This window comes from Alkalimarinus coralli (assembly GCF_023650515.1).
GTDB lineage: Bacteria > Pseudomonadota > Gammaproteobacteria > Pseudomonadales > Oleiphilaceae > Alkalimarinus > Alkalimarinus coralli.
In genome coordinates this window covers 4,707,596-4,726,626 of record NZ_CP096016.1, presented here as the reverse complement: position 1 = coordinate 4,726,626, position 19,031 = coordinate 4,707,596, and the positions used below count along the sequence as shown (strand labels likewise).

Genomic DNA, 19,031 nt, shown 5'->3' with positions numbered 1-19,031 from the left:
TTGTTGGGTTTAAGGGGATATTTAGGGGCTCGCCAGCGTCGCGTCCATCCACTTAGATTTAAACATGATGCCAACTGATGGCGTCAATGTTGCGCCTGAGTGAGTCAACGGTATGTCTGAATGAGGCATCGCCAGCTTCTGCCAGATGCGCTGCTGAGCATTAAACCAGATAATACTTTCTACGCCATTATAGAGCTTGGCGCTTTCTTCAGGCGTCAGAGCGGGAGCAAGTCGAGAAAGAGAAGCGGGGTCATAAAACCGATAATGCAGATAACGCCCATCCTCAGTTGTAATCCACAGTAACCGGCTTAAATGTGGGCCTAAAGTCTCAATATTATTGGACGATTGCAGCCAAATGGCCTCTCCTTCAGAGCCTAGCTTACTATCAAACTGGTTAGCTATATCTGAGTCGGGAGGTACCTTAACCAGGCATGGGCTAAGGTCAATCACATCTTGGTATCGGGTATTTTTATACAACGGATACCACTCAGGGTTTTCAATATGTTGGTAAACCCATTTCAGCACAGGCTCCATTTTAACCCCATCGATCAACAGGTAATTAAGTGCATCCGTTTGAGATAGACACAGCTCTGACAAATTCTGATTTTGTATAAGTTGCGACATTTTCAACTCCAAACCCTAAACACAGGTGCACGTTTTTTTTGCACACTGTCCGTTTTCATCTCGCAGACACTCATCTGATAGCAGTTGCTCGTTAGCTACCAATGTTTTCAAGTGCTCCCGCTTATTAAGCGTGGCCTGATGCGCGTCCGTAAACTCAAGTTCACCTCTTTCGAGAGGCCCTTTTTCTGGGCTTAGCTGGCTGTTTTTACCTGCCCCTTCAGCAGTCACCTCAATGGCCGCCTCAGGTATTTTCGGTGATGCCGCACTGGCAGCCCCTGCACTGCCGCCACCATTCAGATTAATGGTTGCACCCTGTATTTGAACTCCTGCCGGGCTGAGCTTAACGAAGGCACCACCCGCTTTGATTGTCAGCTCAACCCCCGCATCGATAGTGACTTTACTACCTGCCTTAATATGAACATCACCACCAGACTGCTGTTTTATATCGCCCGCGGCTTTGGTCTGCTGATCGCCTTTCACCGTCAAGTGATAACCGCCACCGGTCTGGCATTTAATATCGCCATCGGCAGATTGGTTTATCTCGCCTTTTATCTGCTCAAATCGGTTTTTTCCAACGATCAGATGGTTGTCTGCGCCGACATGGGTTTTGTGGTTCTCCAGCACTTTCAGATCAAGATCCTTTTGAGCATGGACAAATATCTGCTCCTGGCCTTTTTTGTCTTCGATTCGAAGCTCGTTAAAACCACCGGCGGGGACACTTTGGGTTTTAAATGAGGTACGCGTTTTATGGTCAGGTAGTTTATAAGGAGGCTTGTGCAGGCTATGGTAAACGCAGCCAGTGACGATCGGGTGATCAGGGTTGCCATCCACAAAATCCACTATCACCTCCTGCCCGACCCGTGGCAGGTTAATCGCTCCCCACTGATTGCTTGCCCACGACTGGGAAACTCGTACCCAGCACGAGCTTTTATTCTCTCGCTCCCAATGAAAGTTAACCTTGATGCGCCCAAGGTCATCGGTATAGATCGTTTCACCTGGCGCGCCATGCACGACGGCGGTTTGAGAGCCTTTAATCAAAGGCCTTTGATAGTTTTTTTGTGAACGGTATTCCATACTGGATGGGACGCACGAAACCTCTGTGGTAAAACGATAACTGCCACTGCCCGATTGCTCTTCCAGAACCTGAGGCTGGTCTCCACTCTGTCGTAATTCAGCAATCAGGAAGTCATCATTGAAGTCGCTCCTCGGGTGTTGGCTAAGCGAAAAGACCGCGCCACTACTCAAAAAACTCACCGTGCCCGCAGCGTCTATCTTGCAGCTTGCGATAGATTCTCGTGCTAACGCAATACGGCTTAACCTATCGCCTTCTTCCGACTGTTTGTAACCACCGGGGTAACGATACTGCTCGAGTGAGGCGTCTCGACTATTCTGAGCGGATGACATGAGAGAACGGTTCGGTTTTTCGTAGTCATAGTCATTAAACGTCACTCGGTCATGGCCGACCTGCTGGCTCCAGCAAAAAGCGTGAAGTGTTGCTTCATCGCCTGACTGACCGCTATTTCCCTGAAACTTAATATCCCGGCGTGGTGTTAACGGGCGGAATGCTGCCGGGTTATCCGCGATGACCATCACCGGTTGACGCTCAGTATGTTCAAAATGAAAATGAATCCCTTCCTCATCCATTAACCGGGCGACAAAGTGCCATTCATTTTCATCATATTGAACACAATATTCGCGCAACGGATAATGGCTGCTCAGTTGAAACCTGACACTCTGGCTATCAAGCCCGGCATCATCAAATACTTGCTTTAAAATCGATGGGACATCCTGATCCTGAAATATCCTGAAACCGTGCCGGTGTTGCAACCATTTAAACTGAGGAGCAATCGTCAGGGTATAAAACGAAAAGCGACGCTGCATGGCCCCTTGCGTGACCGAATAAACAGCACCCAAAATAGTCCTGGTATTGCCTTGTGAATCTTTTATTTGAAAGGATGCCTGACGGCCAATTAAATCATTGAGTGATAAAGAGGGATTTTCACAAGCAACTTCAATTGAGTACTCGTAAAGTGCTGATATCGCTTCGTGCCCGTTAAAATGAACCACCCGGAGCAAGTCATTCAGACCTGCAACAGATAACATTAGACGAGCGTTCCAGCGCTGCTGGTTTGGCAGTGAAAACGGTGTGGCCGACATAATTCTCTTCCATGAGTGAGGCGTCAGAGCCTGATTGTTTAAGTGGCAGTTTAATCCCGCCTTACTCTACATATTCCAGGGTTTCGTAATAACCGGCTAACCCCGAAATACCCTTTTTCATCCTGTTCGTCCTGAACAAGCAAGAGCGATTATAAAGCAAACAACTCTCGGTGTAACCCACCAGTCTCACGGGACAAACCGCAGGCAATATATCCTATTGCTGTTCGCTAACTTTACAGGAATATTTTGAGATTGAGGCCTTAGTACGTCGGCAGTGCTTACAAATACAACATGAGGAGGTGCCGCAGCAGATAATCAGATCAGCGCTACCGCATTTTGATTTTTACTTACAAAATCAATAGTTCACCAAGAAAAATCAACACACTTCAGCAAAGCTTAAAACTTCGCCATATATTTTGAAAGATGCTCCATTTTTTGCGGGTCTTCATCGACAAAACGAACAATAATACTGACAAAATCCGTGTCCATTCGTTTGTCCACGGCCTGTAGTTGATGAACATAACCATTGAGGCGGGCCACTTCCCCTTCGAGTTCCAGGTCAACAACCGCTGACTCCAGAATACCAGGAAACTGTTCCTCCCGTTTCGCAATGACTTTGACTTCTGTCAGGCTGATGGCCTTTATAACGCACTTTAACGAGCTGTCCGCAAACCGAACTTCTGCAACCCCTTTATTCCCTCCTTTGGCCGCCCCCGCATTCTTAACGGCGGCTTTCTTCACTTGTTCCATCCCCCCAGTTGAACCCGCTAACAACGAGGCAGACTGACTCGTTGTTGAACGCGGCGCTTTGGGCGCAGAAACATTGCCCCCGGTAAGCACTGAAGCGGAGTTTTTAAACGCATCTTGCAGTGGCGCGCTCTGAATCTGAGCCGACTTCTTGAGTTTTGAACCCAGCGCCTTCACTATACGCCCAGAGAGTTGCTCTGGGCTAAAGGGTTTACCCAAGTAACCAGAAACGCCCTCTTTAACGGCTTCCATCACATGATCTCTATCACCTCGGCTAGTGATCATAATAAAGGGCGTCTTCTTGTAGGTATCATGCTGGCGAGCCCAGCGCAGTAACTCCAGGCCACTCATTTCAGGCATTTCCCAGTCGCACAAGATCAAGTCAAAGACGCCCCTGTCCATCATGCTCTGTGCCTTTTTTCCATTAACCGCTTCCTCCAATGTAATATTGGGGAAACTGTTACGAACGGTTCGTTTCACCAAGTCACGAACAAAGCTGGCGTCATCCACCACTAACGCCTTAATATTGGCCATACTGTCTCCAAAGAACATTACTGGGCAGCGATCAGTATTACTCGTTATCGGCCTGCCGTTTCCAATGCGATCTATTTGTTTTATCTAATTGCTTATAGCATAGATGACAGTTCTGACTTTGCCCTCTTATATGGTTCGAATATGTGACACTAACGACTAATATTTCATCCTTGCTTACAGCGTTTGCTTTCTGTTTTCATTCACCCAAAAGGCTGTCGCACCACACACTGCCGCAGGCACAGCAATCAGGTTGACCAGTGGAACCATCGCCACTACATAGACCAACATGCCAAATGAGAGTGACGGCCAGCGTCGCCCCGAAGCAAAACGTTTCAAGTCAGCAAACGAGACCTTATTGTTGTCTGCCGGGTAGTCAACATATTGTAGTGTCATCATCCAGCTGGAAAAACCGAACCATAGCACGCCCGCCACCAGATTAATGCCGGGAATGATACCTAACACCAACAACAAGAGTGCACGTGGAAGGTAATACATGAGCTTACGTATTTCCCTGCCAATGCTTCTCGGCACAATGGCAAGCAACTCTTTCCAGCCATCATCTTCACCTGGGGCCTGGCCGGTTAATTTCTTTTCGACCTTTTCTGACAGCATTCCGTAAAATGGTGACCCTATCAGGTTGGCAACGGCAACAAAGCAATAAGCCAAAATCATGATGATCGCCACCGCATACAGAGGCCAGAACAGCCATTCAAGAAACGATAACCAATCTGGTAGCCACTCCATCAGGGTGACCATCCAACTACCAAACAGTTCATAGCTGGCCGTGACCATCCAATAAAAGATCAGCGTATTAATAATGAGAGGAGCGATTACAAACACTCTTAAGCCGGGCTGCCTTATTAGCCGAAAACCTTCGGAAAAGTAATCCAGCCCTCCCGAAAGGTTTAGCTCTGAAATTTTTTGACCACTCATTTCTGCTCCTTCATTCATTTCTGCTCCTTATGTGCAGTTCAATCCATAGTTTGCTCATCACAGCGTACTCATGCGTTTGCCGGGTTGTCTATTTTTCCGGGACACGATGAAGTTGATACTGAGTCGCATCGAGAAAGCTACCAAAAACCGGAATATGCCGATAGCGCAAATCCGATTGTAATAAATTTAGAAGCGCCTGTTTAAGCCCGTCACTGATCATGGCACCTAACGTAACCGACTTAATAACCGTAGATGGAATGCGGTGCAGGTAGACTTTTTGACCATTGTTTTCCAGGCTTTTATCTGCCACCGATACAGGCCTCAACACCCTCCACTCCCTTTCGTTTTGATACTGCTCACTACGAGTAAAAAGAGGGGCAAAAGGGTGGGTCTCTTTGAGCTTAAGGGGGCGTTCCTGCGCATATTTAACTGGCATAAACAGTTGCGGATCACCACGAAACTGCTTAGCTGTGAAAAATTCATGGGTCTGATCCAGCTCAATCACTAACCCCCGGTGGGAGTCCCCATGATACTGCCATAACATTGGATTGTCTGCACGCTCATATAGACTCAACAGCGTTAGGGTTTTTCGCTGCTTATCGGACAGCGCCGCCGCATCAGGTACGGAACGCTTGCGAATCTGGGTCTCTATAGAGTCTCGCTTATGTGCGGCCTGCTCGACAAAGTACTCAAATGTCATCAAACTCGATAACGACTCTGGAAGCGCCTGATACTGGCTCTTTAGTTCAGCCCGGTACTCCTCCTCCGAGACAGGGGCTGCCCCCTCTGGCCCTTTAACCAGAGTATTGGCAATGAACGGATCCATTAACGCATCGGCATCGACAAAGGGTAACCTTCCCTCCCGCAACCAGGTTAATCCCGTATCTCTGCAATATAAAAATAGGCTCACACATCACCTTCATATTATTTCTGAAACGTTAACGCTGCTTATTTCCAAACAACCCTCTTGATGGCGCGCAAAGACCTCACCATAACGAAAAAAATGTTCTGCACTCATAACTGAATGTAATTTCATTTAGTAATTCGCTCAGGTTCGCTGTATAAAGCTCTTTTCTTTGGATGTATCCCATCGCACGTGAGCTTAATGATCACTCCTGTTAATATAACACTTATGAATAACAGCCTCATTCCAATTATCTACCAGGACGATGATGTCATTGTTGCAGTCAAACCCAACGGGTTATTGTCTGTCCCCGGCAGAGCCCCTGAAAATAAAGACTGCCTAATCAGCCGAATTCAGCAGACACGCCCTGAAGCGCTAATTGTTCACCGGCTTGACTGTGAAACCTCAGGCCTGGTGGTATTGGCGTGTAACAAAGAGAGCCATCGCGAACTAAGCCGCCAATTCCACGACAGAGAGACCCGGAAACGCTATGTTGCGGTCGTTGATGGCGTTCTATCTGAGGATGAAGGAGAGATAAACCTCCCTCTTATTGCCGACTGGCCCAATCGCCCCAGACAGATGGTCGACTTTGAACGGGGAAAGCCGTCTCAAACTCATTACAAGGTACTTAGCCGTTCAGCAGACACGACCCGCGTCGAGCTAACCCCCATAACCGGAAGGTCGCACCAGTTAAGGGTTCATATGCTTTCGTTAGGCCATGCGATACTCGGCGACAAGCTTTATGGCGCAGACCATATCATTGCCAAGTCCCCTAGAATGCTCCTGCATGCACTGGAACTCGGATTTAAACACCCTACGACGGAGGAATTTCGTGTTTACCAATATCCTGCAGAGTTTTAGCCGACTGCTTGATAAAAAGTGGTCGAGATATCACCGGTTCACCCTACTGGTTGCTGTGACTACTATTTTTTATCTGGCGACCACATCGGTAGACTATAAAGTGCAATCAAGCTTCAATGATAAGTTTAATCACCTGTTTGCATTTGGCTCACTCTCGTTTCTGAGCCATATCGCATTTCAAACATTCCAACCCATTAGGTGGGCGACTGCGCTTTTAGGATATGGCGCACTCATCGAATGTGTTCAATTCTTTCTGCCCTACCGATCATTTTCATTGCTTGACTTAGCAGCCGACTTGACCGGTATTGTGCTTTACATCATCGTTTTCTATCCCTTGTTTAACCGCCTGTTAAGCAGCCCAGCCAGCTATTATGCCAAAAGCTGATAAGTCGGCCATTTTCAATCATCAGTCATTGTAGGATATCACCCATTCAGTTTGTGCGAGATATCCTACAAACTCGTGAGATATTTCCCTTAATCACTGTAATCTCTAGAGCACAGCCAGCCGAAATAAATATAACCAATTGATTTTATAGACTTTATAGAAACTAGACGTCGTTCACCGAGAATTTAGCGTGACAGATGTCACACTTTTGCAATACTCCGACTGTTATAGTTCTTCTCGTCAAGGCAGACAGGGAAACGGACATTACCAGGATGGCTTCTTCGTAAGGATATGAAGGGAAGCATGGAGCAGATGGAATCTGTTGGCTTAAGGGATCGAATTTTAGTGCTCGGAGCATTGATGCTTTGGCACAGATACCAGGACGGATAGATACAAGGACGGACAGGAACAGGATTTTCAGGGATCGATGTTTAAGGATAGGCATTTCATGGATGGAAATAGAGGGTAACAGACGTTATCCCGCATGGAGTGAAGGACCCGCCAAGGTAGGCTGAGGAATTAACGGATAACACGGAAGTCTCTTGCTAGGGATACCCAGGATTGGGCTGGATGCCACGGAATATAGGGAACTCAAAGGCGCACCAACGGAGTATTGGTACTAATTAGACAGGAAGTACACTGGATGGAAAGTACGCTGGACAGGATGTGCGTAGGACAAAAAGTACGGAAGCGTAGGATAGAAAACACAGCGGATTGTGAGCCTCCAGGAAGGACAAGCAACCGATACGTGTCAAACATTGGATGTATTTCACGCGGTATTAAGGACATATAAAAACCCAAATAAAGGTGGCGAAAGCCATATCAAGGATGATTAAATAGACCTGTTCCGACACAAGGGCAACCGTACTGGTGAGCCCTTTTATTTTGCCTGAAATTTGCAGAGCTTCTAGCTAAGGAGCATCTGATTAAATCAAATTTGACGCCCTCCCTGAGCATGGTAGATTCTTACCTGATTAAACTCTTCAAACTCATTTAAATCGGGCCAGGTACGACAAGTGATGACCTGCTGCAACCGATAGTCCTCGTCTCCCAGGTTTTTCACCCGTGAATCTGCAAGAATAATCAACGAAGATGCCCGCTTGAACTTCGCCAAAAAGGGCATATTCTCTCGATCATACAATACATCAGCTGCCACAATAACATCGATATTCTCAAGTGACTTGTCCAAGTCATCTGATGTTTCAATGCTCACTCCATTAAGGGCGGCATTGGCCATAGCGGCATCCAGCGCATCAGGGTCTATATCACAGGCAATGGCTTTGTTCGCCCCGGCTTTAGCCGCAGCAATCGCTACGATGGCCGAACCGGCGCCAAAATCCAGCACATTCTTACCCGCAACCAGTTCAGGGTTTTGAAGAATATAGTTCGCCAGAGCCTGCCCACTTGCCCAGCAAAACGACCAATAAGCGGGCTCTGCAACAACAGCCTGCGCCTCATCATGGCTTAGAGGCCCCTCTAGCACCTCGGGGTTAAACAGATAAAGCGAGATCGCATCGCAGCCCGCCGGTTTCGTAATAGCGACATCTCCCTTCGATAAGGTCTTCTGGATATTGCTGATCAGTTTACTTTTAGTCATTTTGTCTATCGGGGAACATAAAAATTGGAAATGTAACGGATAATTTCAGCTAGAAAGTCTAAATTCCGGCTGCTGCCTAGGTTATCACCTTCATTTTCTTTATACTTCACGTTTTTGAGATAATGACGCGCTTTTTGGTGCAGGTCTTATTTCTTGCACCCTATAACAGTTAACGATTATGACCACTCGCCCCGATACAGACAATTATCTAGAACTATTCCTTAACGATATCCCGATGATGGATGTTCGAGCACCTGTTGAGTATCAAAAAGGTGCCTTCCCTCATACCGTTAATGAACCCTTAATGAATGATGAAGAGCGCCACCTAGTTGGGATTCGTTATAAGGAAAAAGGGCAAGAGAGTGCCATTGAGCTAGGTAATGAACTCGTGTCAGGGGAGATAAAAGAGCAACGCATTAACCAGTGGAAAGCGTTCACCCGCGAAAACCCCAACGGTTACCTTTATTGCTTCCGCGGCGGGCTTCGCTCTCAAACCACACAACAGTGGCTAAAAGAAGCAGGAGTAGACTACCCTCTCGTTTCTGGCGGTTACAAAGCAATGCGGCGCTTTTTGATTGACGAACTCGTTGCGTCTGCCAAAACTCAGCAGTACAGGGTGATTAGCGGCCGCACGGGCACCGGCAAAACACGGCTTCTCAAGCAAATGCCCAACTTTGTTGACCTTGAAGGCCTCGCCAATCATAGAGGCTCAAGCTTCGGCAGACAGTTAACCCCCCAACCCAGCCAAATTGACTTTGAGAATGCGCTATCAATTCAGCTGCTAAAGGCGCGCCACCAAAACAGTGGGCCAATTTACATAGAAGATGAGAGTCGCCTTATCGGACGAAACGCGGTGCCACTGGAGTTTCGTGACAAAACCACAATGAGTGATATTGTTGTGCTTGAAGCACCGCTGAATGAGCGAATCGATATTGTTCTTCAAGACTACGTTATCGACATGGCTCAGGCTTACCAGTCAGAAGCAGGCGAAAGCGAGGGCTTTGCACGCTTCTCAGAGTACTTGCTCAACAGTATTTTACGCATTCGTAAGCGACTCGGAGGAGAACAAACCCAGCAACTTGAAACCGTTATTCGGTCAGCACTTAAAGAACAGCAGCAACAAGGCTCGCTTGAGCGACACCGGGAGTGGATTCAAGCGCTACTAACAAATTACTACGACCCTATGTATGACTTTCAGCTCAGCAAAAAATCAGAGCGAATCATTTTCAGGGGCGATAAAAACAGTATATTAGATTGGGTTAACCAAGCCCGTTAAACCATCAACATTTCACTACTCGCATCCAAATAGCAAGAGATATCATCGCCATGAATTTCAGCATAAAAAAACGCATATCTTCACCCTTAGCCAAAATAGTATTGGCCTTTACCGCCCTATTCCTGATGATCTCTTCATCAAGTGCGCGCACCTTCGTTTTTACAGCGATTCCTGACCAGGACGAAACCCAGCTGCAAAAGCGGTTTGGCAAGGTAGCGGCCTATCTGGAAAAAGAGCTTGCTGTGGAGGTGAAGTATATACCGGTTAAATCCTACACCTCAGCGGTCTCTGCGTTCAGGAACGACCAAGTGCAGCTTGCCTGGTTTGGTGGTTTGTCTGGAGTGCAGGCAAGACGCCTTGTGCCAAATTCAATGGCCATTGCCCAAGGCGTTGAAGATCAGTTTTTCAAGTCATATATTATCGCGCACCACACAACCAAGCTGGATCGCAATAACGGCCTGACTAAAGAGATGGCAGGCATGAGTTTCACGTTTGGCTCAAAAGGTTCAACGTCCGGTCGATTAATGCCTGAGTTTTATCTACGGGAGCACTTTAAAGAGTCGCCAAACGAGGTGTTCAAAAGCGTTGGTTTTAGCGGTGACCATTCCAGAACAATTGCACTGGTTCAGTCGGGTGCTTATCAGTTAGGCGCGGTGAATTTTAAAGTATGGGAAAGAGAACTCGCCGCAGGCAAGATCGATAGCTCAAAAGTCTCTATCATATGGGAGACCCCAAATTACCCCGATTACCAATGGACAATTCGAGGCGATGTTGATGCAAAGTGGGGCGAAGGGTTTAGCCAGAAAGTACAAAACGCACTGCTTAACATCAAAGACCCGGAGATTTTAAATAGTTTCCCGCGCAAGGGCTTTGTTCCAGCATCCAATCATGACTATCAACCAATACTCGATACAGCGAAAAGCATCGGGATCATTGATTAAGTGACAACGGCAGAAACTTCACAAGGTACGACGGCTCAAAGCACTGAGAGCGCCCGACAGGGTGTGGACTCAGTGCAGCCAAACCCAGCCGGTGCATTTAGTGCAGAAGATGCAGGGGCACCGCTCACCCGCCCACTCTTTAAGCTTCAGCAGCAGTCTTTAGGCTGGGAGAAACAGTCAGTACTGGATGCGGTCAACCTTGAGATTCACGAAGGCGAAAAAGTAGCAATTATTGGTAAAAGCGGTGCTGGGAAAACCACCCTAATCCGTGCGCTATATCAGCAGCAGCCGAGTAACGTGGCCTATTGCGGCCAAGAGCATGGTCTTGTCCCTTCTCTATCCGTTTTTCACAACATTTATATGGGGCAGTTAGATAAACACCATTTTTTATATAACGCCCTTAACCTATTGCGACCGTTTAAAGCCGAAGTCAGCCAGGTTACCCCTTTAGCTGAATCCTTACGCCTTAACGAGAAACTATTTGAGCCCACAGGCAAGCTGTCAGGCGGACAGCAACAACGCGTTGCGTTGGGCCGAACCCTATATCAAAACAAACCCACATTTATTGGCGACGAGCCAGTCTCTTCAATTGATGAAGTCCACGGGGAACAGATACTGGAGCTGATTATCAGCCACCACAAGACAACTATCCTGACGCTGCACAATGTGGATTTAGCACTGCGTTTTTGCACTCGCATAATAGGTATTCGCAACGGGAGAATTGAGCTCGACAATCACACCGAAAAGCTGTCAGCCGAGCAGCTCAAATCGCTCTATCAAGACTGAGATAGCTGACGTGCAATCAGAGCAAAACTTTAACCCTCATTCTGCACTTAAATTTAAAGCGGGCAGTGCTCAAAAGTTATCTCTCGCTCTCTTACTGGTTGCGTTGGTTTGCCTGTTTCTAGCTGATACTAGCATTAATACCGCAGAGCCTTGGCACGAAATCGGCAAGATCGGACTAGGCCTGCTTTCTCCCTCTTTTTTCTCACTAGAGGCGTTACTCTCAAGTCTGGCCAGCACGTTAGCCTTTGCGCTTGTCGGTGTCGCAGTAGCGGCTGTATTAGGAATGCTATGCGCTCATTTATTTGAGTGGCGCATCATTCGGGTCATTGCCGCGTTTATTCGATCAGTCCACGAGCTCTTCTGGGCGCTGATTTTTTTGCAGCTATTTGGTCTGAGCACTCTAACGGGGCTGCTCGCTATTATCATTCCGTATACCGGGATATTTGCCAAGGTCTATGCAGAAACACTGGAAGAGAGTGACCAGACAGCCTATCGGTTACTGCCTCCATCTACCGGGCGCTGGTCATCCCACCTATATGCCCGCCTTATGGTCGCACTGCCACAGCTAACTCACTATACCCAGTACAGGCTTGAATGCGGGATACGAAGCAGCTCTGTACTCGGGTTTGTGGGGCTCCCAACACTTGGTTTTCATCTCGAATCATATTTTAATCAAGGCTATTACTCCGAAGCTGCTGGCGTGCTTTATCTATTTATTGCGGTCATCGCACTCATGCGGTTTTGGGCAAAAAAGCACCTTATCGTACCGCTGTTAATACTCTCTATCGCCTGGCTTCCTTTTCAAACAACCATTAACACCGATCTGATCATCCGCTTTTTTAGTCACGACATTCTACCGTCGCCGCTGAGGGAGGGCGGTCTAACCAACCTCGACAGCTGGTCTCAAACCCTGGAGTGGTCTATCGCTCTCTTTAATAACCAGGCGCTGATAGGCAGCTGGAATACACTGGTGCTCACTCAGATCGCGTTAGTCGGAAGCGGCATCACCGCACTATTGCTATATCCAATTATTTCCCCTTTGTTTTTCTCAAGAAAAAAACGGGCAGTGGGCCACCTTTTCCTGGTGGTTCTCCGGTCAATCCCAGAACTCATATTTGCGTTCATTATCCTTCTAATCACTGGCCCTTCGATGATCCCGGCTATTTTTGCCCTTAGTTGGCATAATGGTGCAATCATCGCCCACTTGATTGGTCGCTACACCGAAGTCATCAAACCACGGCTCGATAGCCCGAAAGGCGCGAACCTGTATGCCTACGAAGTCACCCCAAGAATATACAAACCCTTTCTGGCTTTTCTCTTCTATCGATGGGAAGTTATTTTGAGGGAAAGCGCTATTTTGGGAATATTGGGCATCCAGACGCTTGGTTTCTTCGTTGACTCTGCCTTTGAAGAACTTCGCTTTGATCGCGCACTGTTTTTGATATTGGTCACGGCACTGCTTAATATTTTGGTAGACTCTATCTCTCGGTCACTCAGGAGCAAACTCAGGCTATCCACGGCTCTTGATGCTCAACCATCAACGAACTAATCGCACCACAAACAGCCCTCGCTATGGAGCAACACGCATTGATCAATCCCTCCCACATTTCACATGATGTCGTTTTTATAGGCGGCGGACATGCTCATGCGATTGCACTTAAGATGCTGGCGATGAAACCTATACCAGGCGTTAGGTTCACGCTCATTTCAAGCGAAGTTCAAACGCCCTATTCAGGCATGCTTCCTGGCTTAATTGCTGGCCATTACAGTTTTGACCAAACTCATATTGACCTTGGCAGATTATGTCGCGCTTGCGGGGTGAGGTTTATTGAGGATACGGTTATCGCGCTGGATGCAGAATCGCAAACAATTTCCTGCAAAAACCACCCACCATTCAGCTATGACATTTTATCAATCGACATCGGGTCAACACCCAATAAAAGCGATGTTCCGGGTGCCGATACACTGACACAAGGTGTAAAACCTGTTCCCCTGTTCTTATCCTACTGGAAAGCCCTGCAACAAAGGCTGAAAAATCAGGCGCCAAGCCTCGCCAATAGTTCATCTGCTGACAATTCACGCGCACATAAGATTCGCATTGGCACCGTAGGCGGAGGCGCCAGTGCGGTAGAGGTGCTGCTGGCAATGCAACACCAGTTACAGGGTCAGCAAAACCGTTTATCGAGCCAGGCAAACACGCCGGGCACGGAGGTCGAATACCATATTATATCTGGCTCTAGTGGTGTGCTTCCTAGCCATAATAGGAAAGTCCAGGAGCAATACCGGACGTTGCTGGATAAACGAGGCATTGTTGTCCACGATAATTTTAAAGTCTCTCATATTGAACACTTTGAAAATAACAACAGGTTGCTGGCGAAGACCCTGTACGCAGAGGATGGCCGAAGCCTGGAGCTGGATGAGGTCATATGGACGACTTCAGCAAAACCGGCACGCTGGCCCGCTGAGTCAGGCCTGTCCTGTAATAGTCAGGGGTTTATCACTGTCAGTGATACATTGCAGACCCTGTCACACCCCAATATTTTCGCCAGCGGCGACATTGCCAATATGGTTAATCATCCGCGCCCTAAAGCAGGCGTTTTCGCAGTCAGGCAAGGAAAACCGCTTGCAGAGAACATATTATTGGCGCTAAAAAACAAACCGCTGAAACCGTTCAGGCCGCAGGACACGTTTCTCAGTCTGCTCAGTACCGGTGACCAGTATGCGATTGCATCCAAAGGCCAATGGGCGCTCTCTGGCAAGTGGGTTTGGCGGTGGAAAGACTATATTGACCAGAAGTTTATGAATCAGATCAACCAGTTCAGCATGCCATCAAATGGTTCATCTGCGGCCATTTCCCAGCGCCCTATTTCATCTGATCTCAACATCACAGCCATGCGTTGCGGAGGCTGCGGGGCCAAGGTTGGGCAACCCATTTTGCAAAGGGTCATCAGCCAGCTAACGACGCCACTAAATAATGGCATTCAAGTGGGACTTAATGCGCCTGATGATGCTGCGGTATTGAGTGTGCCTGCTGGCAAACACCTCGTGCAATCCGTTGATGCATTCCGAAGCATGATCGACGACGATTACTTGTTTGGCCAGATCGCCGCCAACCATGCGTTGGGTGACGTTTTTGCAATGGGGGCCACACCGCACTCTGCCCAAGCTCTTGTGACCCTGCCCTTCGCTAAAGAGTCAAAGGTAGAGCAGCAACTGTTGCACGTAATGGAAGGCGCGACAAAGATTTTCAATCAATGTGGAATGACTCTCGTCGGTGGGCATACTGCGGAAGGCGCAGAGCTATCTTTGGGATTTGTTGTGAATGGGTTGTCAGATCACGACGCCCTATTACGCAAGTCGGGATTGAACGTCGGTGATAAAGTTATTTTGACTAAACCCCTTGGGACAGGCGCCCTTTTTGCTGCGGATATGCGAGGGAAAGCACAAGGTCAATGGGTCAAGAAAGCCATTCAGTCGATGGTACAGCTCAATCAATCTGCCGCAGAGACGTTAATAAAACACGGCGCAAAAGCCTGCACCGATGTCACCGGGTTTGGTTTAGTTGGCCACTTGGTAGAAATGCTCAGAGCCTCAAACGTTAGTGCAAAGCTATGCATTAATGAGTTGCCGCTACTAGAAGGAGCATCTGAGTGTTTCAAGGCAGGCATAGTTAGCACGCTTCAACCTCAGAATGAAAAAATAAGACATCTCATTAGCAACATAGAACAGTTTGCAGACATACCCGACATCGCAATATTATTCGACCCTCAGACTGCGGGAGGCCTGATCGCCGGAGTGCCTGAAAACAACGCTCAAGCGTGCGTTCAAGCGCTATCCTCAACCGGTTACCTTCATGCCACCATTATCGGTGAAATATCTCCGCAACAGGAAGGGGCTAAACTCGTCACACTGGTTTAACTGCAAACTGGAACTTGCAGCTATTTTTTTAACAAAAAGTTATTAGTTACTGCCCCTATTTTAGTTTTTTGTTCTAATATAGCTATAACTCAAACAACAACTCAAACTACTACTCAAACTATAACCCGAACGGAGAAGACTGAATGGATGACCTTTTCGGTAGTTCAGAACAGGCCAATGAAATAATTCAAACATTATGGACATTGTGCTTAACCTATGCGCCCAAGCTTCTGTTAGCTCTACTCACCTTGGTGATTGGTCTATGGCTAATTAACAAAGTGGTAAAATTAACCCTTGGTAAAATGGAGAGTTCGGTTGACCCGACGCTTCACAAGTTTATCGGCAGTCTGGTCTCTGTAGGTTTAAAAGGCCTTCTTCTTATCTCTGTGGCCTCGATGGTCGGTATTGCCACCACATCATTTATTGCAGTGCTCGGTGCAGCCGGTTTAGCGATAGGTCTTGCTTTACAGGGCAGCCTGTCTAACTTTGCAGGTGGCGTATTAATTCTGATCTTCAAGCCGTTTAAAGTGGGCGACCTTATTCAGGGTGGCGGCCACTTGGGCGTCGTCAAAGAAATCCAGATTTTTAATACGATTTTGACCACCGCTGACAATCGTCGAATCATCATTCCCAATGGCGTGCTATCTAATGACAGCCTGATTAATGTAAATGTTGAACCTACACGACGTGTCGATTTTGTTTTTGGCATCGGCTACGATGATGACATCAAAAAAACCAAAGAGATATTGCAACGTATTGCAGACAACGACAGCCGTGTTCTAAAAGACCCGGCTCCCACTATTGTGCTCTCTGAGCTAGCAGACAGCTCCGTAAACTTCACTGTTCGTTTATGGGTCAACACTGCAGATTACTGGGGTGTTTATTTCGATACTCACGAAGCAGTTAAAGTCGCGTTTGATGCTGAAGGAATTTCTATTCCGTTCCCACAGCAAGACGTTCACATGCACCAGGTTGCTTAACAGCTTCCTCTCTGTGCACGCAAAGGCTCAACGTTTGCGTGCACATATCTGCACAAACCAGCCTCTATTCTACAATACCTCATCGCGGCATCGGCTCTGCTTAAAGACCTCACCACCCTGCTTACAATAGCAGCTTCGCCCTCCTGTTTACTAACGACCTACATCACGACAAAGCCCGTTATATATAACGCTTTAGGTAAAGTGCGGCCCAAACGGGAACAAATGTAAAATGATCGTTGAATGAGACCAACATCCACTTTGGTTAGAGAACCTTCGCTCAATTCATGTTTTTTTCATCTTTCTGTCGTTATTTTTAATTGCCTATCTTTCAAGAGCTGAACTAAGCTGAAATTAACAGGACGTAAGTACGCCGTCTAACAAGGCGCAAACGCACCAAGCATGGAGAGCCAATGTTGTCATTGGAAGTGCTCAACCATTTGGAGCAGTCTTTCGTTACAGTTGGAGTATTCGCATATGCCGGTAGAACAGTTAAAAAACCATCTGGATCAAAAAAAGGTGTACTATGTATCGGTTAACCACTCCCCCGCATACACTGCGCAGGAAATCGCAAAACGGGCGCATATAAAAGGCAATCAGCTGGCAAAAACCGTTATTGTGACCATAGATGGCACCATGGCGATGATAGTCCTGCCGGCATCATGTCGCATCCGCTGGGATCGCTTTATCCGGTCAATGGGTACCGACTTTATCGCGCTTGCCGACGAAGATGAATTTCAGGACCGCTTTCCAAACTGCGAAGTAGGCGCAATGCCCCCTTTTGGCAACCTGTTTGATATGAATGTTTACCTTTATGATGAACTTGCCAAAAATGAGGAAATTGCCTTTAGCGCAGGCTCGCATAGTGAAATTATTAAAATGAGGTTTGAAGACTATCAAACGTTAGTCGAGCCCATTATGCTGTCAGAGGGCTTCACTAACCCGGATGCCCCCAAGCCAGACTGGTTATGTAAAAGAAAAGCGGGTTAGTCTTTGAGTTCATTGTTGGAAGCTAGCTGAATCTATAGCCTTATTGTTCACTCATATTGAATGATAAGGTCAGACCTCATATAGTAGTCGCAACGATCATCCTCACCGGATACCAATATTCAGATGACTCAGCACACTTACGATATCGCCATCGTTGGCGCAGGAATGGTTGGCGCTGCCATTGCCTGCGGTTTAGGCTCCAGCGGTTTGAAAATTGCCATTTTAGACAGAACCCCTCCCCCCCCTTTTAACCCTGAACAACCGCCTGACATTAGAGTTTCAGCGCTTAGCTATGCCAGCGAACAGATTTTGCGCAACCTTGGAGCCTGGCAGTTTATAAGTGAAATGAGAACCTGCCCCTATCAACGAATGGGCGTTACTGAAAAACTGGAGATGCCTTTTTCGCTTTCCGGCAAGCCAATTAATCAGACACTATTTGACAGCACTGATATAGGTTACCCCTATCTTGGGCACATTGTTGAAAATAATATTACCCAGCTAGGCCTTCACAAGGCCATGGCTCAGCATGACAATATTGACCTGCTATGCCCTAGCGATATTACCTCGATCGATTTTAACTCAACGCTACCCACCATTCACTTTAGTGAACATGGCAAGGCTAGCGCCCCGCAAAAGCTTAGCGCCAAGCTGATCGTCGGAGCCGATGGGGCGTTATCAAAAGTCAGGGAGTGGGCCTCAATTGGTATAAACAGCAATCAATATGAGCAGCAGGCACTGGTGGCAACGGTTGAATATGAGGGGGTACAGGAAGATATCACCTGGCAAGCATTTACCAGCACAGGCCCGCTTGCTTTTCTGCCTTTAATGGATGTTTGCAGTAAACACTATGGTTCACTGGTTTGGTATGATTTACCCGATAAAATTCGCCAGTTGATGTCTGAAGACAGTGCCACATTTATCGCTGAAGTCACAACAAACTTCCCTTCTCAGCTTCCCCCAATTATTAACCTGTTAAGCAAGGGCAGCTTTACCCTGGTTAAGCGCCACGCTCAGCACTACCTTGGCCACCGAGTCGCACTGGCGGGTGATGCAGCCCATACAATCAACCCACTCGCCGGGCAAGGTGTGAACTTGGGGTTTCAGGATGCGGCAACACTGGTGGAAGTTATTCTCGAAGCTCACGCTAAAGGCCAGGATATCGGCTTGAGTGAGAATTTAAGTGCATATGAGCACCTCAGGAAAGTCGAAAATAAAAAAATGATGGAAATTATGGATGTTTTCTATCACATGTTCAGCAACGATAACCCACCATTAAAACTTCTTCGAAATATTGGTCTTGGGCTGGCTGATAAATTACCATTCGGCAAACAGAAGGTCATAAAGTATGCCATGGGGTTGGAGGGGAATTTACCTAAGCTGGCGAAACCAGCCTAGGCTCTC

Annotated in this window: 16 protein-coding genes; 10 read left to right on the top strand and 6 right to left on the bottom strand. The window is 47.4% G+C overall.

Annotated elements, in window-relative coordinates:
* Positions 1-21: 21 nt before the first annotated feature.
* The 5 genes from MY523_RS21330 to MY523_RS21310 all read right to left on the bottom strand — a co-directional run bounded on the left by MY523_RS21330 (position 22) and on the right by MY523_RS21310 (position 5,905).
* Entirely contained in the window at positions 22-624 is a 603-nt protein-coding gene (locus MY523_RS21330; RefSeq protein ID WP_250656681.1) for a DUF4123 domain-containing protein, read from the bottom strand.
* 15 nt (positions 625-639) lie between these two features.
* On the bottom strand, positions 640-2,781 hold the full coding sequence (locus tag MY523_RS21325) for a type VI secretion system Vgr family protein (RefSeq protein ID WP_250656680.1): 2,142 nt from the start codon (positions 2,779-2,781) through the stop codon (positions 640-642).
* 396 nt (positions 2,782-3,177) lie between these two features.
* Positions 3,178-4,062 carry a response regulator gene (locus MY523_RS21320; protein ID WP_250656679.1) on the bottom strand — a complete coding sequence of 295 codons (885 nt, stop codon included), beginning with the start codon at positions 4,060-4,062 and terminating at the stop codon, positions 3,178-3,180.
* Between the two features lie 174 nt (positions 4,063-4,236).
* A complete protein-coding gene (gene cysZ, locus MY523_RS21315; protein ID WP_250656678.1) occupies positions 4,237-5,013 on the bottom strand; it encodes a sulfate transporter CysZ in 777 nt (258 codons plus the stop codon).
* Between the two features lie 70 nt (positions 5,014-5,083).
* Positions 5,084-5,905 (bottom strand): hypothetical protein, encoded by an 822-nt coding sequence (locus MY523_RS21310; protein ID WP_250656677.1) that lies wholly within the window; start codon positions 5,903-5,905, stop codon positions 5,084-5,086.
* Between the two features lie 222 nt (positions 5,906-6,127).
* Between MY523_RS21310 and MY523_RS21305 the strand changes: the two genes are divergently transcribed.
* Both MY523_RS21305 and MY523_RS21300 read left to right on the top strand, forming a co-directional pair.
* Positions 6,128-6,760, top strand: coding sequence for a pseudouridine synthase (locus tag MY523_RS21305; protein ID WP_250656676.1), 633 nt, complete (start codon positions 6,128-6,130; stop codon positions 6,758-6,760).
* Complete coding sequence (locus tag MY523_RS21300; protein WP_250656675.1) at positions 6,732-7,145, top strand: VanZ family protein; 414 nt, start codon at positions 6,732-6,734, stop codon at positions 7,143-7,145. Before MY523_RS21305 ends, MY523_RS21300 begins: the two co-directional genes overlap by 29 nt.
* Before the next feature lie 931 nt (positions 7,146-8,076).
* Here MY523_RS21300 and MY523_RS21295 read toward each other — a convergent pair.
* A complete protein-coding gene (locus MY523_RS21295; RefSeq protein WP_250656674.1) occupies positions 8,077-8,742 on the bottom strand; it encodes a 50S ribosomal protein L11 methyltransferase in 666 nt (221 codons plus the stop codon).
* 178 nt (positions 8,743-8,920) lie between these two features.
* Between MY523_RS21295 and mnmH the strand changes: the two genes are divergently transcribed.
* From mnmH to MY523_RS21255, 8 genes are all read left to right on the top strand, one after another.
* Positions 8,921-10,018, top strand: coding sequence for a tRNA 2-selenouridine(34) synthase MnmH (gene mnmH / locus MY523_RS21290; protein ID WP_250656673.1), 1,098 nt, complete (start codon positions 8,921-8,923; stop codon positions 10,016-10,018).
* A 50-nt stretch (positions 10,019-10,068) separates the two neighbouring features.
* Complete coding sequence (locus MY523_RS21285; RefSeq protein WP_250656672.1) at positions 10,069-10,959, top strand: putative selenate ABC transporter substrate-binding protein; 891 nt, start codon at positions 10,069-10,071, stop codon at positions 10,957-10,959.
* Entirely contained in the window at positions 10,960-11,745 is a 786-nt protein-coding gene (locus tag MY523_RS21280; RefSeq protein ID WP_250656671.1) for an ATP-binding cassette domain-containing protein, read from the top strand.
* A 10-nt stretch (positions 11,746-11,755) separates the two neighbouring features.
* Entirely contained in the window at positions 11,756-13,294 is a 1,539-nt protein-coding gene (locus MY523_RS21275) for a PhnE/PtxC family ABC transporter permease (RefSeq protein WP_250656670.1), read from the top strand.
* Positions 13,295-13,317: 23 nt separating this feature from the next.
* Entirely contained in the window at positions 13,318-15,663 is a 2,346-nt protein-coding gene (gene selD, locus MY523_RS21270; RefSeq protein ID WP_250656669.1) for a selenide, water dikinase SelD, read from the top strand.
* 143 nt (positions 15,664-15,806) lie between these two features.
* A complete protein-coding gene (locus tag MY523_RS21265) occupies positions 15,807-16,643 on the top strand; it encodes a mechanosensitive ion channel family protein (protein WP_250656668.1) in 837 nt (278 codons plus the stop codon).
* Positions 16,644-17,117: 474 nt separating this feature from the next.
* Positions 17,118-17,630 carry an aminoacyl-tRNA deacylase gene (locus tag MY523_RS21260; protein ID WP_250656667.1) on the top strand — a complete coding sequence of 171 codons (513 nt, stop codon included), beginning with the start codon at positions 17,118-17,120 and terminating at the stop codon, positions 17,628-17,630.
* A gap of 123 nt (positions 17,631-17,753) precedes the next feature.
* Positions 17,754-19,025: an FAD-dependent monooxygenase gene (locus MY523_RS21255; protein ID WP_250656666.1), complete on the top strand. Its 1,272-nt coding sequence runs from the start codon at positions 17,754-17,756 to the stop codon at positions 19,023-19,025.
* Positions 19,026-19,031: the final 6 nt, after the last annotated feature.

Coding starts and splice junctions, on each gene's coding strand:
- MY523_RS21255 (WP_250656666.1), top strand. CDS start 17,754: ATGACTCAGCACACTTACGATATCGCCATCGTTGGCGCAGGAATGGTT.
- selD (WP_250656669.1), top strand. CDS start 13,318: ATGGAGCAACACGCATTGATCAATCCCTCCCACATTTCACATGATGTC.
- MY523_RS21330 (WP_250656681.1), bottom strand. CDS start 624: ATGTCGCAACTTATACAAAATCAGAATTTGTCAGAGCTGTGTCTATCT.
- cysZ (WP_250656678.1), bottom strand. CDS start 5,013: ATGAATGAAGGAGCAGAAATGAGTGGTCAAAAAATTTCAGAGCTAAAC.
- MY523_RS21320 (WP_250656679.1), bottom strand. CDS start 4,062: ATGGCCAATATTAAGGCGTTAGTGGTGGATGACGCCAGCTTTGTTCGT.
- MY523_RS21265 (WP_250656668.1), top strand. CDS start 15,807: ATGGATGACCTTTTCGGTAGTTCAGAACAGGCCAATGAAATAATTCAA.
- MY523_RS21260 (WP_250656667.1), top strand. CDS start 17,118: ATGCCGGTAGAACAGTTAAAAAACCATCTGGATCAAAAAAAGGTGTAC.
- mnmH (WP_250656673.1), top strand. CDS start 8,921: ATGACCACTCGCCCCGATACAGACAATTATCTAGAACTATTCCTTAAC.
- MY523_RS21325 (WP_250656680.1), bottom strand. CDS start 2,781: ATGTCGGCCACACCGTTTTCACTGCCAAACCAGCAGCGCTGGAACGCT.
- MY523_RS21285 (WP_250656672.1), top strand. CDS start 10,069: ATGAATTTCAGCATAAAAAAACGCATATCTTCACCCTTAGCCAAAATA.
- MY523_RS21295 (WP_250656674.1), bottom strand. CDS start 8,742: ATGACTAAAAGTAAACTGATCAGCAATATCCAGAAGACCTTATCGAAG.
- MY523_RS21305 (WP_250656676.1), top strand. CDS start 6,128: ATGAATAACAGCCTCATTCCAATTATCTACCAGGACGATGATGTCATT.